This is a genomic window from Lentibacillus populi, from assembly GCA_014642895.1.
In the GTDB taxonomy this organism is placed as follows: Bacteria; Bacillota; Bacilli; order Bacillales; family Amphibacillaceae; genus Lentibacillus_C; species Lentibacillus_C populi.
In genome coordinates, this window is record BMJD01000001.1 from 219,170 (window position 1) to 236,225 (window position 17,056).

A 17,056-nucleotide genomic window follows, 5' to 3' on the forward strand; every position below is an offset into this window, starting at 1 on the left:
AAGGTTTGAAAGAACGTTTTACCGCTATAAAAGGGAGGCAATTTGGTAGATGAAAAGTAGAGGCAGGATCGTTGCCTTTTTTCTAATCGTATTACTATTCGCAGGATTGATTGGGACAACGATTACCGGAATCACAAAAAATATTAATTTAGGCCTGGATCTGCAAGGCGGTTTCGAAGTTTTATATGACGTTAAACCGGTGGATAAGAGCCAGAAGATTGACCGGGATGCACTGGAAGCAACGGTACGTACATTAACTGAACGTGTTGACCGGCTAGGTATTAGTGAAGCGAACATTGATATTGAAGAGCCGAATCGCATCAGAGTTCAGCTTGCAGGTGTACAAAATCAGACAGAAGCGAGAGAAATGCTGTCTACATCCGCACGTCTATCATTTCGTGATGTTAACGATAATGAATTGTTAAACGGGGCAGATGTAAAGGAAGGAAGTGCCAAACAAGACTTCCATCCGGATACGAAACAGCCAATTGTAACGTTATCTTTGAAGGATGCGTCCAAATTCGGCAAAGTAACAAGTGAAATTAAACAAATGAATGACCCGGATACACCATATGATGATAATTTGCTTGTTATTTGGATGGACTATCAGGAAGGGGATTCATTTGCCGAGGAGACAAAAAAGGATGAGCCAAAATATATCTCCGCACCACAGGTATCAGAAACACTTAATACATCCAATGTAATGATCACAGGCAACTTTACAGCTGAATCAGCGCAGCGGTTAGCGGATATTATTAATTCCGGGTCACTCCCCGTTAATTTAACGGAAAAATACTCAACGTCTGTAGGCGCTCAATTCGGGGAACAAGCGCTGAATAAAACTATTCTTGCCGGCATCATCGGTATTGGCATTATCTTTTTGTTTATGATCGTTGTCTATCGTTTTCCAGGCTTAATTGCAGCGATCAATTTAAGTATTTACATTTACCTGATTTTATTATGCTTTGAACTGATGCATGGTGTTCTGACATTACCGGGTATTGCCGCATTAATCCTTGGTGTCGGGATGGCGGTCGATGCGAACGTCATTACATTTGAACGATTCAAGGAAGAGCTGCGTGAGGGCAAGTCGCTTCAAGCGGCATTTAAGGCAGGGACAAGTAATTCCTTACGGGCGATTATCGATGCCAATATAACAACGATATTAGCGGCTGCTGTTTTATTCGTATTTGGTACAAGTTCGATTAAAGGTTTTGCGACGATGCTGATTCTAAGTATCGTAATCAGCTTCCTTACGGCTGTTTACGGTTCGAGACTGTTATTACAATTATGGATCAAGGCGAAATTACTGAAAAACCGACCAGGCTGGTTTGGTGTGAAAAAGCAGGACATTCGCGATATCAGGGATAAAACAGAAGTGGAACCGACACTGTTTCATCATGAGGTCGACATTGTAAAACATCGGAAAAAGTTTTTTACTGCATCCATCATTATGGTCATTCTTGGTGCCATCTCACTTGCGATTTTTCAATTGAATCCGGGAATTGATTTCACCAGTGGATCAAGGATACAAATTATGGCCGACGATAGTTTGAATGCAGATGAAATCGTTCAGGATTTAGATGAATTAGGGATAAAGCCAAACGCTGAACCTGTTCTTTCAGGTGATAATAAAAATGTTGCGGTGATTCGCTATGATTCAGTAATAAATGAAGATAAAATCGCGGACCTGAAAGCATTCTTTAATGAGAAATATGGAGTTGAACCTAGTGTAAGTGTTGTGTCACCAATTGTTGGGCAGGAGCTTGTTAAAAATGCCTTGTACGCACTTGGAATTGCCTCTATTGGCATGATCATTTATGTCGCATTCCGGTTTGAGTTTTTCTTTGCGATCACAGCGATTATTGCGTTGATTCATGATGCGTTCTTTATATTGGCTGTCTTCAGTTTTACGAGGATTGAGTTTGATGTTACGATTGTTGCTGCTGTTCTGACCGTTATTGGGTATTCCATTAACGATACAATTGTAACGTTTGACCGGATCAGGGAGAACTTGCAGAGGAGAAGAAAACCAGTCAAATCAGTTAAGGAACTCGCTAAAATTGTCAATCGGAGTTTGGTGCAAACACTAACTCGCAGTATTAATACTTCCTTAACGACGATGATTGCCGTTCTGGCCTTCCTGTTTTTAGGTGCTGAATCGATAAGAGGATTTGCAATTGCTTTAGCGGTCGGTCTGACTATGGGAACCTATTCATCCATCTTCCTGGCGTCCCAGCTTTGGTTAGTCTGGCGCGGCAAAATGATCAAGAAAAAACCTGTAGTATTTGCGAAGAAGAAACGTACAGAAGGACCACAAGTTTAAGAAATGCCGTTTCAGGGAAGATTAGTGATAAAAAGACCCCCTTGTTACACAAACTGGTAACAAGGGGGTCTTTATGACAGGATTAGGGGAATGATATTGGAAGGAGGGGTTGTAATGCGTAGTCAAACGTATGTTATTTTTGCTATTATTTTTGTTATTATTGTTGCTGTATTTGCGGTAACAAATGTTGATGTGGTTGAAGTGAATTACTTGTTCTGGTCAGGTGAATCACCACTTATTTTAGTGATTTTGTTTTCTGTCCTGATGGGTGGAATCATCACCGCTGCTGCTGGAGTTGTCCGAATGTTTCGTTTGCAGCGGGAAATCCGTCTGCTAAAAACGGAAAACGAAGAAATGAGCAACTTACTAAAAAAACATGGGTTGGCAGATCAATTTCCTCTACATACGAATGGCAATGGTAAACGTAACGAAGCAGACGGAAAAAATCAATCGACAAAATAATTCTAATTGCGACCCCTGCCGCTATTTGTGTATAATAGGTGAGTCAGGGGTGAATTTATGTTACAAAGTAAGGCAAAATGGAAGTTTGCAACAAATAACGAATCTTTACAATGGATGGACGATACCATACAATTATCTCCTGTTACGAAAGAACTGCTATTACAACGAGGAATAACAACGGCAAATCAGGCAAGGGAATTTTTATCGCCCAGCCTGACAAATTTACATAGTCCGCATCACCTGGCATCAATTGAAAAGGCTTCTTTACGTGTACATAAGGCAATTGAACAAAATGAAAAGATTCTTATTTATGGGGATTATGATGCGGATGGCGTGAGCTCTACTACTGTTCTATTAATAGCATTACGGAAGCTTGGTGCTGCTTGTGATTATTATATTCCGAACCGGTTTACGGAAGGGTATGGACCGAATGAAGCTGCTTTCAGGAAAGCATATGAAGATGGATTCCGGTTGATCATTACCGTTGATAACGGAATAGCAGCTGTACATGAAGCGAACATAGCAAAAGAGCTTGGACTTGATTTGATTATCACTGATCACCATGAACCGCAGGAGCAATTACCGGATGCTTTTGCTATTATTCATCCAAAATGTTCACCTGATTATCTGTTCCAGGAGCTTGCAGGAGTTGGGGTCGCTTTTAAATTTGCTGAACAATTACTAGGTTATTTTCCCGAGCAGTTATTGGATTTGGTCGCGATTGGCACCATTGCCGATCTCGTACCGTTAGTTAACGAAAATCGTATCCTTGCCTATTATGGGCTTAGAAAACTCACGACAACAAATCGTCAAGGGCTAAAAGCATTGAAAAAATGGTGTAAAATAGAAGGAACCGTTACTGAAGAAGATATCGGGTTTCTGATTGGCCCTCGCTTAAACGCGGTTGGCCGGCTTCAGGATGCTGATTTAGCGGTCCAGCTTTTACTGACGGATGACCAGGAGGAAGCCGAAGAATTAGCCGAAATGGTAGAGCAGTTAAATCGGCAGCGCCAGCAAATTGTCGCCGATATTGTAAAAGAAGCAGAAGGCATGGTACAACCAGCAGATCAAAGTGGTGTGATTGTCGTTGCAAGGGAAGGTTGGAATGAAGGAGTCCTGGGGATTGTTGCATCAAGACTTGTACAAAAATATGACCGGCCTGCAATCGTGCTTGCTATTCATCCGGAGGAAGAAAGGATCAAAGGTTCCGCACGAAGTATTCCAGCTTTTGACCTGTTTAAAAATTGCATGCGGATCAGGGAACTATTTACGCATTTCGGTGGACATGCGCAAGCAGCGGGTATGACATTGCCACTGCACAATCTTCACGACCTTAAAAAGCATTTAAATGAATTAATCCACCAGCAGTTAACCGCTGAGGATTTTAAACAGGAAATTGTCATCAGCAAAACACTGAAAATATCGGAAGCGACCGAGTCCTTAGTGAATGAACTGGAGCAATTGGCGCCATTTGGCATGGCAAATCCAAAGCCAATTTTTCATATCAAACAAGTCCCTGCAGAAATACGCCAGCTTGGTAATAACAAGAAGCATTTAAAATTGCACTTTAGGGAGGACACGTGTCAGCTTGATGGCATTGGCTTTGGGTTAGGTGATTTGTATCCGAAGATTTCCCAGCAGGCAAATGTATCTCTTGTGGGGGAAATCGGAATTAATGAATGGAACGGGATGAGAAAACCGCAAATGGTTATCCGGGACTTAAGAATTGATGAATGGCAATTGTTTGATCATCGTGGGAAGAAGCAGCTGGATTTAACGCTATATGATTCAAATCCGGAAGTTGATTATGCAGTTTGCCGGCAGATTACCGAACGAATTCCAAAAGATCTCGGGATAGTTACGTATGACATGGATTTTGCAGCATTGGACAAAGTATCATCCTTGTTTATTTTTGATTTGCCACCCGATTTAGGAAAGCTGGAAGACCTGATCAAAAAAACAAAACCGGCAACAATACATGCATGTTTCAACGTAGAAAACAGCATGTATATGCAGGTGTTCCCCTCAAGGGACGATTTTAAATGGTTTTATGCACAAATTTTAAAACGGAAGACTATTGATTTGAACGGGGAACTGGAAATGCTTATGCGCGCAAGAGGGTGGACGAAAGATCGGATCGTTTTTATGTCAAAGGTGTTTTTTGAATTGGGATTTGTTAAAATAGATAATGGTGTTATCGATTATAATCCAACCCCAGTAAAAAGTGATTTACGGGATTCCAAGGTTTACCAGAAGCGATTAAGACAAGCTGATATTGAAAAGACATTATATTACTCCAATTATAAAGTGTTAAAAAAATGGTTTTCATTTTGTATGGCAGATGTGGAAGTACCCAAGGAGGAAAAAGTAACCCATGGAATATAAAAACTATATTAAAATAGTTGAGGACTGGCCAAAAGAGGGAGTACAATTTAAAGATATTACCCCACTGATGGATAATGGCAAAGCATTTAAATCTGCAGTTGACGAGATTGTTGATTACGCCAGAGCAAAGGATATCGATATTATTGTTGGGCCGGAAGCGCGGGGGTTCATCATTGGCTGTCCTGTTTCATATGCACTGGAAATCGGGTTTGCACCCGTACGTAAAGAAGGCAAACTTCCAAGGGAAGTGATCAAAGTTGATTACGGACTGGAATACGGCAAAAATGTTCTGACGATTCATAAGGATGCGATTAAACCTGGACAGCGTGTATTAATTACCGATGATTTACTTGCCACAGGTGGTACAATAGAGGCAACGATAAAATTGGTAGAAGAGCTTGGCGGAATTGTTGCCGGGTGTGCATTTTTAATCGAACTTTCTTATTTAAACGGCCGGGAAAAATTAAACGGTTATGATGTATTGACATTGATGCAATATTGATTGGCGAGTACTCAGGGAAAATATGATCAAGGGTCTGACGATGGAGGAAATGCTCGTCAGGCCTATTATTTATAATATAATTAGGAATTGGATAGCAGTCGAAATAAACTGGCGGTTTAGAGGTTTTTTCTTTACAATTGTACTAAAATTTTCGATACTAGTACAAAGGTAAAAGCGAACCGATTTGACTTATCCTACGGGCGGGCGTTGTCCACTGGTAACTTGGTGCTAGAGCTGGGCGCAGCCTGTTCTGGTATAGTGTTATACGATGTTTCAGTTTTATGTGTGTTTACTATAAAAAAGCTTATCTACTGAATTCTAAAGCAGCGAATAAAGGTGATTACATGGCAAAGGAAGCGATTATGACAGTTGAAGATGTGATAGACAAGGCAGAACAGTATCTGACTGAAGACGATACTGCGTTTATTCGCCGCGCATATGAATTTGCATATGAGGCACACCGTGATCAGTACCGGAAATCTGGTGAGCCTTATATTATTCATCCGGTTCAGGTTGCCGGGATATTGGTGGATCTTGAAATGGACCCGGAAACAATCGCCGGTGGATTTTTGCATGATGTCGTGGAGGATACAGATGTTACGCTAGAGCAAATCGAGGAACAATTTAATCATGAAGTAGCAATGCTCGTTGATGGTGTAACGAAGCTGGGTAAAATCAAATATAAGTCACAAGAGGCTATACAAGCAGAAAATCACCGTAAAATGTTCGTAGCGATGGCGAAGGATATACGTGTTATTTTAATAAAGCTTGCTGACCGTCTGCACAATATGCGGACATTAAAGCATTTAAGACCGGAAAAACAGCGGCGGATTTCAAATGAGACATTGGAGATTTTTGCGCCGCTCGCACACCGTTTAGGGATTTCAACCATTAAGTGGGAATTAGAGGATACAGCATTACGGTACTTAAATCCACAGCAGTATTACCGGATTGTTCAATTAATGAAGCAGAAAAGAGAACAGCGTGAAACCTATATTAAAGAGGTCATGGACGAGGTAAATGGACAGCTGGAGGAAGTAAACATCAAAGCAGACATCTCCGGAAGACCGAAGCATTTGTACAGTATTTACCGAAAAATGGTAAAGCAAAACAAACAATTTAATGAGATATACGATTTACTTGCTGTTCGGATTATTGTGCACAGCATTAAGGATTGCTATGCAGTACTCGGAATCATTCACACGTGCTGGAAGCCGATGCCGGGCAGGTTTAAAGACTATATCGCCATGCCCAAGCCAAACCTTTATCAATCCCTGCATACAACAGTAATTGGCCCAAAAGGTGATCCGCTTGAAGTGCAAATCCGGACAAAAGAGATGCATGACATTGCTGAATATGGAATCGCTGCCCATTGGGCTTATAAAGAAGGTAAGCAAGTAAATAAGGATAAGCGGTCGTTTGAGGAAAAATTGACATGGTTCAGGGAAATTCTGGAGTGGCAAAATGAAACGCATGACGCCGAAGAATTTATGGAATCCTTAAAGGTCGATTTGTTCTCCGATATGGTGTATGTTTTTACCCCGAAAGGTGATGTAATCGAATTGCCGTCCGGGTCTGTTCCACTTGATTTTGCGTATAAAATTCATACAGAAATCGGTAATCAGACGATTGGTGCAAAAATTAACGGAAAAATGGAACCACTTGATTATAAGCTCAAAAATGGTGACATTATTGAAATGATGACCTCGAAACATTCGTATGGTCCATCACCAGATTGGCTGAACGTTACACAAACATCACAAGCAAAAAATAAAATTAAACAGTTTTTTAAAAAACAGCGTCGTGAAGAAAATATTGCCAAAGGGAAGGAATTGGTTGATAAAGAGATTAGGGCATTGTCGTTTGCACCTAAGGACGTGTTAACACAGGAAAATTTACAGCGTGTTTTCGAAAAATTTAATTTTACAAACGAAGATGATATGTACGCTGCAGTTGGTTATCAAGGGATAACAGCAGCCTTAATAGCAACACGTCTAACAGATAAAATCAGAAAAACGCAACAAAAAGAACAGGAACTTGCGCAAACGCTTGAAGAAGTAAAGACGGAAGTGAATGAGAAAAAGTCACATAAGCGTGATTCCGGCGTAAAGGTAGAAGGGGTTGACAATCTGTTAGTTCGTTTATCCAAATGCTGCAACCCTGTTCCAGGTGATCGAATCGTTGGCTATATTACCAAGGGGCGTGGTGTCTCGGTTCATCGTGCTGACTGCCCAAATGTACAAACAGAAGAAGCGAAGCAGCGTTATTTGGAAGTGGAATGGGAAAATAACCAGACAGAAAGAAAACAATACCATGTTGATCTTGAAATATCCGGTTATGACAGAAGAGGACTATTAAATGAGGTATTACAGGCGGTAAATGAAACAAAGACGAATATTACCCAGGTGAACGGAAGATCGGATCGAAATAAAATGGCAATCATTAATATAACAATACTCATTCACAATACGAGTCATTTACGAAAAATCGTGGAACGAATTAAACAAATTAAAGATGTTTATACCGTAACGCGAACTTTGCAGTAAAGGGGTTTTATCATGAAAGCTGTTGTTCAGCGGGCACGTGATGCAAATGTAACTGTAAATGGAGAAATAATCGGTGAAATTGACCATGGTTTGGTTGTACTGCTTGGGGTCACCCATGAGGATACAGAAGCTGATGCAGCATATTTGGTTAACAAAATTGTCAATTTGCGTATTTTTGAGGATGAAGATGAAAAAATGAATTTTTCATTGAAGGACGTTGGCGGCAGTTTGTTGTCCATATCGCAATTTACCTTGTATGGTGATACAAGAAAAGGAAGAAGGCCGAATTTTCTCCAGGCAGCAAAACCTGATGCAGCAGATAATTTATATCAATATTTTAATGAACTGGTAACACAGCAAGGCATTACAGTCGCTTCAGGAAAATTCGGTGCAATGATGGATATAACGTTAACCAATGTTGGCCCGGTTACAATTATAGTGGATAGTAAGGATAAATAAGCGTAAAGGAAGAAGTTCCCGTCCTGGTTTCTTCCCCTTTTACTCTTATTATTGTTCATGCGAAAAATATTTCGTTAATCCCGCAACAATGCCATTAACAAGCTGTTTTTGGTACCAATCAGTCCGGAGCAGTTGTTCTTTTTCATGGTTTGAAATGAACCCTAATTCTACCAGTACTGCCGGCTTAAAATTTTGTCTGATTACTTGAAAATCCTCAAACGCTGCCCCCCTATCGTTGGCTTGTGTTTCTTTGATCACCTCTTTTTGAATGTAGTTCGCTAAGCTTTTATTTCGATCATCATAATAATAGGTTCCAATCCCGGTAACATCAGGCAATTCCGGCACACTATTATAATGGATGCTGACAAAAGCATCTGTATTGGCAATGTTGGCTAGGCTTGTCCGGCTGGCTAAGGAAATATAGTCATCTTTTTCCCTGGTTAATATAACATTTGCTCCAAGTGTCGAAAGCTCCTGCTGTAATTCCAATGCCGTTTTATAGGTAAGATTTTTTTCATGTATCCCTGTAGCGCCGATTGCTCCTGTATCTTTTCCACCATGCCCAGCATCGATGACAATTGTTTTGTTGTTCAGATTGTCATTTATCCCGGAATTATGTCTATCGATTAGTTGTTTAAAAACAAATCCTTTGATATCTTTACCCGAGATTTCATACCATTCGGTGTTTTCTGAGACCACTTTAAATACTGTACCTTTTTTAGCAAAATGAATGATTTCGTAATCAGTCGAAGGCCCATTGCGGATTTGCGTGTTGTCGTATGAAATGGTGATGGTTTTGACCGTTTCTTTACTTGAATCATTCGTATTTGTTTTCTTATCCTGTTTAAGTGTAACAAATTCAGTCGTGATCCAGCCTGTTCCGTCAGTTAATTGTATTTCTACCCACTCACCTTGTTGTTGGATAACCGGATATGCTTCACCTGTGTTGACAGAACCGATTTTTTGGTAATCTGTTCCGGGACCAGTTCGTACGTTTAGCTGATTTCCATTGATGATCGCTTCGTCAGCATGGACAGTTGTTAATAGAGTAAGCAATATGCTACAGCTAAGCAGAATCATTTTTAGAATATGCAACTATATTGTCCCTCCTTATTAGATACGTTTTATTTAGTTTAATAAAATTTTCCCAATAAGGCAAAACTAGGCTTATGGGAGGAATGATCAAATGCGATTTTCGGAAAAGCATTGGAATACGGCGCAAAATAAAGATATCTTTGGTGTCAATCTTCACCGTTTTATCGAACTGGAAAACGAAGCAACCCACATGGAAATAGCGCAGGAATTTGGAATTTCGTTAGGTGAAGTGAAAAAGTTGAAGAAAAAGATTACTCGCACTTGACTTTCCATTTTAGACCGATTATGATTATAATCATTCAATAATTTCGTAATTATACGTAAAACCGTTGAGGGAAAAAGTAGTTAGAACTCAGGTGGAAAGAGAGAAAATGTCATCGGCTGAGAACATTTTCACATTGTGACCTAATGAAAGACATTCCTGAGGGTTGAGACTGAACATAACAGAAGTTAGATGTCAGAGGTAAGAAGACGTTGGAGTTTGCCGATTTCTGTTATCCGGCATCCGATGCAAATTTCTGCTAAAAGTAGGTCTTGACGTTTTGCAGGCGTTAACTGTGAAAGAGCGGATGTATTTATACATCAATCAGGGTGGCAACGCGGGTTAACTCTCGTCCCTTTTTAACAGAAGGGACGGGAGTTTTTTATATTGAAAAAGGTATGGAGGGTTGACAATGAATATGAAGGCGCCACGGGGGACAAATGATGTTTTACCGGGAGAAGTAAAAAAATGGCAATATATTGAAAGTGTCATCAAAAACATTTGCGATCGATTTCATTATGAAGAAATCCGTACACCATTGTTTGAACATACCGAAGTGTTTCAACGTGGTGTAGGGGATTCGACCGATATCGTACAAAAAGAAATGTATACGTTTCAGGACCGGGGTGGAAGAAGCATTACGCTGCGCCCGGAAGGAACTGCTGCAGTTGTACGCGCTTTTGTGGAAAATAAGCTGTACGGTTCTCCAATCCAGCCGGTTAAATTATTTTATTTCATGCAAATGTTTCGTTATGAACGGCCGCAGCAGGGCCGGATGCGTCAACTAAATCAGTTTGGCGTCGAGGTATTGGGAAGTGCTGATCCCGCTGTGGATGCTGAAGCTATTGCACTAGCCATGACTGTTTATCAGGAGCTTGGACTGAAATCCTTGAAACTTGTTATCAACAGTTTAGGGGATAAGGAAAGCAGGAAAAGCTATCGACAGGCGTTGGTAGAGCATTTTTCACCACATAAAGACGAATTATGTACCGACTGTCAAACACGGCTTACGCAAAATCCGTTACGCATTCTTGATTGCAAAAAGGATCGTGATCACCCTGCAATGCAAACAGCTCCATCGATACTGGATTATTTGAACGAGGCGTCAGCACAATACTTTGAACAGGTGAAGGAATATTTAACGCTGATGGACATTCCATTTACGGTTGATAAAAATCTTGTCCGTGGTTTGGATTATTACAACCATACTTCATTTGAAATTATGAGTGATGCTGAGGGCTTTGGTGCCATAACGACATTGACTGGTGGTGGACGGTATAACGGTCTTACAGAAGAATTAGGCGGCCCGGATACCCCTGGAATTGGCTTTGGAATGGGGATAGAACGATTACTATTGGCATTGGAAGCGGAAAACATCGAAATTCCTGTGGATAACAATTTGGAATGTTATTTCGTTTCAGTTGGCGATGAGGCAGATAAACAAGCTGTTCGACTCGTTCATGATTTAAGGAAGCATGGGATCCAGGTGGATAAAGATTATCAGGGCAGGAAAATGAAAGCCCAATTTAAATCTGCTGACCGATTGCATGCCAAATTTGTTATCATTTTAGGTGAAGAAGAATTGGCAAAGCAAGTCGCGACGATTAAATCAATGGAAACCGGTGACCAACATGAAACACCGCTTTCCCGATTGGTCGAACAAATGAAAGAATTGCTTCAGGGAGGAAATGCTTGATGGACAAACGAACACATGCTGGAACACTAACAGAAGAACATATTAATCAAGACGTTTTACTGAATGGATGGGTGCAAAAACGTCGTGATTTAGGCGGGTTAATTTTTATCGATTTACGGGATCGATCAGGTGTTGTTCAGGTTGTATTTAACCCGGCTATTTCGGCCGAGGCACTGGCCATTGCAGAGAGCGTCCGAAGTGAATATGTTGTAAAAATAAAGGGTAAGGTTGTCCGCCGTGATGATGCAACAGTTAACGAAGCAATGTCAACAGGCCATATCGAGGTTTTGGCTGAGGAACTTATTATTTTGAATAAGGCGAAAAATCCGCCGTTTATGATTCAGGATGTGACAGATGTCAGTGAGGATTTGCGGTTAAAATACCGGTATTTGGATCTCCGTCGCAGGACATTGCAGGAAACGTTTAAGCTTCGCCATCAAACTGTACAGGCAATAAGGAATTTCTTGAATGATGAGGGTTTTTTGGAAATGGAAACACCTATTTTGACAAAAAGTACACCAGAGGGTGCACGTGACTATCTTGTTCCCAGCCGAGTACATCCAGGTGAATTTTACGCGCTGCCACAGTCGCCGCAGCTGTTCAAACAGCTGATTATGATGTCAGGCTTTGAAAAGTATTACCAAATTGCCCGCTGTTTTCGTGATGAGGACTTGCGTGCAGACCGGCAGCCGGAATTCACGCAAATTGATATAGAAACATCATTTATGACAAGTAATGAAATTATGGAAATGACGGAAAATATGATGAAGCAGGTGATGAAGGAAGTCAAGGGTATTGATATTTCCTTGCCATTACCACGACTTACGTACGATGAAGCAATGAAACGGTATGGTTCAGATAAACCAGATACGCGATTTGCAATGGAACTGGTTCATGTATCGGATATTGTTGAAAATTCTTCCTTCAAAGTGTTTCAGGGAGCAATAGCAAACGGTGGTACGGTTTGCCTGTTAAATGTAAAACATCAGGCAGCAAGTTTTTCCAGAAAAGATATTGATAAGCTGACTGATTTTGTCAAAGTATATGGTGCGAAAGGTTTGGCATGGCTGAAACTGGAAAATGGAGAATTAAAGGGACCAATCGCCAAATTTTTGACAGATGATGAAAAGGCTGGGCTTATTCGGCGTACAGACGCTGCTGATGGGGATTTATTACTGTTTTGTGCAGATCAGACTTCGGTTGTTTACGATAGTCTTGGTGCGTTAAGATTAAAGCTTGGTAAGGAATTAAACTTGATTGACGAATCACAATTTCATTTTCTTTGGGTTACCGATTGGCCGTTATTGGAATATGACGAGGATGAGGACAGATATGTTGCTGCTCATCATCCATTTACAATGCCACGAGAGGAGGACTTGGATAAGTTGTCTACGGATCCTGCCAGTGTGCATGCAATTGCCTATGACCTTGTATTAAATGGTTATGAACTTGGGGGTGGATCGTTGCGTAATTATAAGCGAGATCAGCAGGATAAAATGTTTGAAGTATTAGGATTTACAAAAGAAAATGCCGAAGAACAATTTGGCTTTCTGCTTGATGCTTTGGAATATGGTGCGCCACCGCATGGAGGAATCGCATTTGGGCTGGATCGGATTATTATGCTGTTAGCTGGCCGTTCCAATTTACGCGATACCATTTTGTTCCCGAAAACCGCCTCTGCGTCTGACCTGTTAACCGATGCACCAAGTGAAGTGAGCTTAAATCAATTGGATGAGCTAGCTATTCAGCTCCAGGAAAAATATGAAGAAAAACGTGAATTGTAGTAAATCTGTAACAGATGTAACGTATTTTTCACATTGTTAAATATTGAAAAAATTAACTGCCTGTGATACGATTATTTTACAGTAAAAAAACGATTAGAGAATATGAATCACTTTTGCTTAACTATTCTGTTAACAATCCTGATGTGTACGTTTAGTATATTCGTTTTGACCGAACATTATATACTTGGGAGCTTGAAATGTTTCTATGTTGCGTGCATGCCTCTACTTACTTTTACCGGGGACGTACAAAGTTTAGAACAGGGCACCCACCTGCCAGGAGCGGGATCAAAACTGGAAATTAAACGGCACAATTGGGATTGTATGATACATAGCAAAATAAAAAAACTCTTCCATAATGGAAGAGTTTTTTTATTTTAGTATAATATTTTATTTATAAATATACGACTGGTAAGACAAGAAAAGCCACGTCCAGCTCCAGCGCCCAACGGCTAGTGGCCAACACCCGCCTTCGTACGATAAGTCTACATCGGTTCGCTTCCAGCTCACCGTGTTTCCTTTATCTCCTACGGTAGGAATGTTCGGTTAAGACCGCTGCTTTGCGCAGCAACACCGAACCACCCTGCTTGGCAGGGCGCATTCCATACGCTGCTACTCGGGCGCTTCCGCTTTTGCTTATTGATTCGAACTCTGGGCGATTTGCTGGAGGTTTCCGTTCTTATCCATTCGGAATGCTGGTGGCTTCATGTTGCCTTGATCTTCAAACACGGTCATTTTTCTGGCACGATCCATTATTTGCATAAATACTTGATAATCCTCCTGAATGCTAGCCAGTTGTTCCTCGGTTTTAGCTAATTTTTTTTCCAGTTCACTAACCTGATCCCTAAGTATCGTATTCTCTTTTTGTGTTTCTTCCAAGCTTTGTTTTGATTGATTGGAAGCATAATAGTCTTTTTTAACTTCCTTTAAATAGCGGATAACCATATCCATTGTAAGGGATGGTTCATCAGCATGTGCTTCTGCTGGAACAGTTTCTATAATCGTTTGCGTTTCCTCGTAGTTCTGTGGCAAAGATACCACAGTCTTCCTCTGTTGTTGCGGGTTTTTGGCCATAGCCCGTTTCTTTTCTTTCCGTTGTCTTTTTGCAAGATCGATTGCATGGTCATATTTTCTTCTTACCTCAGCGTTCCAGCGAAACCCGCATGCAGCTGACGTACGATTTAATTTATCACCAACTTCTTCAAATGCGTTCAGTTGGGTACTACCTTCGCGGATATGACGTAATACTGTTTCTGCCAATAGTAGATCATCTTCATGGGACCATGCATCCTGTCTAACTTTAACCAAATTGTTCATCTCCTTTTTCGATAACGCGGTTTACATTATTCCATAGATTCATTATCTAGTACCTATTGTGACCGCTCGAAAAAGGAATTATACCTGTCTGATTCGTTTAATTGCGTTCATTCCGGATTTTTTCATATACTTGCTTTAACGATTGTTCAAATTTACCCGAACTTTTCGGCTGGTAATAGTGTTTGTTTTTTATAGAATCAGGCAAGTACTGCTGGTTGACCCAGCCGTTATCATAGTTGTGCGGGTATTTGTATGCTACACCCCGGCCGAGTTTTTTGGCACCCTGGTAATGGGAATCCTTTAAATGTATTGGTATTTCGCCGCCTTTTCCACTGCGAATATCTGCTAAAGCTGCGTCCATTGCTTGATAAGCAGTGTTTGATTTCGGCGATAAAGCGAGCTCCACAATTGCAACCGAAAGCGGAATACGTGCTTCCGGAAAACCTACCCGTTCCGCAGCCTCCACCGCCGCAACCGCTCTGGGTCCTGCCTGTGGATTGGCAAGGCCAATATCCTCATAGGCACAGACAATCATTCTTCGTGCTATACTATCCAGATCGCCTGCTTCAATTAATCGGCCTAAATAATGCAGGGCCGCATCGACGTCACTTCCTCTGATGGATTTTTGAAAGGCAGACAGGACATCATAATGCGCATCTCCATCCTTATCGTGGGAGAAGCTTTTCTTTTGCATACATTCTTCGGCAATCGCAAGTGTGATGATAATTTTGTTTTCGTTATTTTTCGGGGTTGATGATACGGCTAATTCTAACCCGTTTAACGCGGAACGCATATCCCCATTAGCCGAAAAAGCGAAATGTTCTAATGCCTCATCAGTTATCTCAATGTCTTGTTCACCCAACCCATTTATTTTATCGGCAGCAGCCCGGGTTAAGGCCGTCTTGATGTTTTTTGCTGTCAAACCATGCAATTCAAAAAGGTGACATCTGCTGCGGATCGCTGGATTAATAGAGTGGTATGGATTACTTGTTGTACAGCCAATTAAGGTTAGCAGATTGCTTTCCACATGAGGCAATAAAAAATCCTGCTTCGCTTTATCTAATCGATGAACCTCGTCAAGAATCAGGACAATTTGTCCCGTCATTTTTGCCTCTTCTACAACGATTTCCATATCTTTCTTTTTATCTACCACTGCATTAAGCATTTTGACGGGGATGCCTAGAGTTTTGGCTATTGCTACAGCCAATGATGTTTTCCCTGTGCCTGGGGGACCGAACAGGATCATTGAAGCAAGCTGCTCGGCATCTACCATCCGGCGTAAAATTTTACCCTCTCCAACGAGATGCTCCTGCCCAATGATGTCCTGAATATGTGTAGGGCGCATTCGGTATGCAAGTGGTTTCTGTTTCATTTTAATCTCCCTTTATATATAATAATGGTTTGTACTATAAGACTAATCATGAAGTTGCTAAAATGCAAGGATCAGCTTATTCGTGCTATAATAGCATGTGGTAACTAATAGAGGATGTTCAAAAAGTCACCAAACGATAAGCGGCGAACCAAGTCGCTGGCTGCAGGTGATCTTCTGCTAAAACCGCCCACCACGTCAATTGCCAACAGGAGTCAGTACGTCCTGTGCAAGTCCGGCGGCAGGAGCTACAAAGCCGCGACTTCCAAGCCCCTATTCGGCAACTTTTTGAACACGTACTAGTTAAAATTATTTGAGGAAGTTCAAAGGTCAGCAAATAATAAACTCAAGCTCTGCGCTTGCTTGTTTCTAATTTGGCCGTCTTTTGAGCATACTATTTTTTAGATGAATTGATTTGAGGTGTCCAAAATGAAAATTTCTACAAAAGGCCGCTATGGCTTAACAATTATGATTGAGCTCGCTAAAAATTTCGGGGAAGGGCCAATATCATTGAAGCAAATTGCTCGTGAAAAAAACCTGTCAGAACATTACTTGGAACAGCTGGCATCACCACTTCGCAACGCCGGGTTAGTAAAAAGCGTCCGGGGAGCATACGGTGGTTATATTTTAGCTAGACTGCCGAAAGAAATTACTGCTGGTGATGTTATTCGTGTCTTAGAGGGACCGATTACTCTTGTTGAAGGTATTGAGGATGAGGAACCTGCGAAACAGGCATTATGGCTAAGGGTCAGAGACGCTGTCAAGGACGTATTGGACACAACAACATTAGACGACTTAAAAAACCATGATAATGATCAGCAGCAGGAGTCCTATATGTTTTATATTTAAATAACTA

The 17,056-nt window shown here is 41.0% G+C and carries 13 protein-coding genes, 1 other RNA gene and 1 other annotated feature; of the genes, 11 read left to right on the forward strand and 3 right to left on the reverse strand.

The features are described 5' to 3' along the window. Positions 1 to 49: 49 nt before the first annotated feature. From secDF to dtd, 6 genes are all read left to right on the forward strand, one after another. Complete coding sequence (gene secDF, locus IEX12_RS01110) at positions 50 to 2,326, forward strand: protein translocase subunit SecDF (RefSeq protein ID WP_088050746.1); 2,277 nt, start codon at positions 50 to 52, stop codon at positions 2,324 to 2,326. A gap of 114 nt (positions 2,327 to 2,440) precedes the next feature. Next, on the forward strand, positions 2,441 to 2,788 hold the full coding sequence (locus IEX12_RS01115; protein WP_088050745.1) for a LapA family protein: 348 nt from the start codon (positions 2,441 to 2,443) through the stop codon (positions 2,786 to 2,788). A gap of 57 nt (positions 2,789 to 2,845) precedes the next feature. After that, positions 2,846 to 5,173, forward strand: a complete 2,328-nt coding sequence (recJ, locus tag IEX12_RS01120) for a single-stranded-DNA-specific exonuclease RecJ (protein WP_188724563.1) — start codon at positions 2,846 to 2,848, stop codon at positions 5,171 to 5,173. Beyond that, positions 5,163 to 5,675: an adenine phosphoribosyltransferase gene (locus IEX12_RS01125; RefSeq protein WP_088050743.1), complete on the forward strand. Its 513-nt coding sequence runs from the start codon at positions 5,163 to 5,165 to the stop codon at positions 5,673 to 5,675. The genes recJ and IEX12_RS01125 overlap by 11 nt, the downstream gene beginning before the upstream one ends. A 344-nt stretch (positions 5,676 to 6,019) precedes the next feature. Further along, on the forward strand, positions 6,020 to 8,221 hold the full coding sequence (locus IEX12_RS01130) for a RelA/SpoT family protein (RefSeq protein ID WP_188724564.1): 2,202 nt from the start codon (positions 6,020 to 6,022) through the stop codon (positions 8,219 to 8,221). A gap of 12 nt (positions 8,222 to 8,233) precedes the next feature. Then, positions 8,234 to 8,680 carry a D-aminoacyl-tRNA deacylase gene (dtd, locus tag IEX12_RS01135; protein ID WP_188724565.1) on the forward strand — a complete coding sequence of 149 codons (447 nt, stop codon included), beginning with the start codon at positions 8,234 to 8,236 and terminating at the stop codon, positions 8,678 to 8,680. Between the two features lie 48 nt (positions 8,681 to 8,728). Here dtd and IEX12_RS01140 read toward each other — a convergent pair whose 3' ends face one another. Continuing rightward, the gene (locus IEX12_RS01140; protein ID WP_188724566.1) at positions 8,729 to 9,775 is read right to left on the reverse strand and encodes an N-acetylmuramoyl-L-alanine amidase family protein; all 1,047 of its coding nucleotides are present in this window, start codon (positions 9,773 to 9,775) and stop codon (positions 8,729 to 8,731) included. Positions 9,776 to 9,866: 91 nt separating this feature from the next. Between IEX12_RS01140 and IEX12_RS01145 the strand changes: the two genes are divergently transcribed. From IEX12_RS01145 to ssrS, 4 genes are all read left to right on the forward strand, one after another. Next, a complete protein-coding gene (locus IEX12_RS01145) occupies positions 9,867 to 10,040 on the forward strand; it encodes a sigma factor-like helix-turn-helix DNA-binding protein (RefSeq protein WP_188724567.1) in 174 nt (57 codons plus the stop codon). Between the two features lie 55 nt (positions 10,041 to 10,095). Next, positions 10,096 to 10,397 (forward strand) — a binding site (T-box leader). A gap of 52 nt (positions 10,398 to 10,449) precedes the next feature. Beyond that, positions 10,450 to 11,733 (forward strand): histidine--tRNA ligase, encoded by a 1,284-nt coding sequence (gene hisS / locus IEX12_RS01150; RefSeq protein WP_188724568.1) that lies wholly within the window; start codon positions 10,450 to 10,452, stop codon positions 11,731 to 11,733. Further along, the gene (aspS, locus tag IEX12_RS01155) at positions 11,733 to 13,517 is read left to right on the forward strand and encodes an aspartate--tRNA ligase (RefSeq protein WP_088050739.1); all 1,785 of its coding nucleotides are present in this window, start codon (positions 11,733 to 11,735) and stop codon (positions 13,515 to 13,517) included. Before hisS ends, aspS begins: the two co-directional genes overlap by 1 nt. A 132-nt stretch (positions 13,518 to 13,649) precedes the next feature. After that, positions 13,650 to 13,839: non-coding RNA, 6S RNA (gene ssrS, locus IEX12_RS01160), on the forward strand. Positions 13,840 to 14,150: 311 nt separating this feature from the next. Here the strand turns inward: ssrS and IEX12_RS01165 are convergent. Next, a complete protein-coding gene (locus IEX12_RS01165) occupies positions 14,151 to 14,822 on the reverse strand; it encodes an RsfA family transcriptional regulator (RefSeq protein WP_088050738.1) in 672 nt (223 codons plus the stop codon). Between the two features lie 106 nt (positions 14,823 to 14,928). Next, positions 14,929 to 16,203, reverse strand: coding sequence for a replication-associated recombination protein A (locus tag IEX12_RS01170; RefSeq protein ID WP_088050737.1), 1,275 nt, complete (start codon positions 16,201 to 16,203; stop codon positions 14,929 to 14,931). Positions 16,204 to 16,629: 426 nt separating this feature from the next. Here IEX12_RS01170 and cymR point away from each other — a divergent pair, with 426 nt between their 5' ends. Beyond that, entirely contained in the window at positions 16,630 to 17,049 is a 420-nt protein-coding gene (cymR, locus tag IEX12_RS01175) for a cysteine metabolism transcriptional regulator CymR (protein ID WP_088050736.1), read from the forward strand. The last annotated feature ends 7 nt before the right edge of the window (positions 17,050 to 17,056 follow it).

Bases quoted from the DNA above. Each gene is read 5' to 3' on its own strand.
- secDF (WP_088050746.1), top strand. From the start codon at position 50: ATGAAAAGTAGAGGCAGGATCGTTGCCTTTTTTCTAATCGTATTACTA.
- IEX12_RS01115 (WP_088050745.1), top strand. From the start codon at position 2,441: ATGCGTAGTCAAACGTATGTTATTTTTGCTATTATTTTTGTTATTATT.
- recJ (WP_188724563.1), top strand. From the start codon at position 2,846: ATGTTACAAAGTAAGGCAAAATGGAAGTTTGCAACAAATAACGAATCT.
- IEX12_RS01125 (WP_088050743.1), top strand. From the start codon at position 5,163: ATGGAATATAAAAACTATATTAAAATAGTTGAGGACTGGCCAAAAGAG.
- IEX12_RS01130 (WP_188724564.1), top strand. From the start codon at position 6,020: ATGGCAAAGGAAGCGATTATGACAGTTGAAGATGTGATAGACAAGGCA.
- dtd (WP_188724565.1), top strand. From the start codon at position 8,234: ATGAAAGCTGTTGTTCAGCGGGCACGTGATGCAAATGTAACTGTAAAT.
- IEX12_RS01145 (WP_188724567.1), top strand. From the start codon at position 9,867: ATGCGATTTTCGGAAAAGCATTGGAATACGGCGCAAAATAAAGATATC.
- hisS (WP_188724568.1), top strand. From the start codon at position 10,450: ATGAATATGAAGGCGCCACGGGGGACAAATGATGTTTTACCGGGAGAA.
- aspS (WP_088050739.1), top strand. From the start codon at position 11,733: ATGGACAAACGAACACATGCTGGAACACTAACAGAAGAACATATTAAT.
- IEX12_RS01170 (WP_088050737.1), bottom strand. From the start codon at position 16,203: ATGAAACAGAAACCACTTGCATACCGAATGCGCCCTACACATATTCAG.
- cymR (WP_088050736.1), top strand. From the start codon at position 16,630: ATGAAAATTTCTACAAAAGGCCGCTATGGCTTAACAATTATGATTGAG.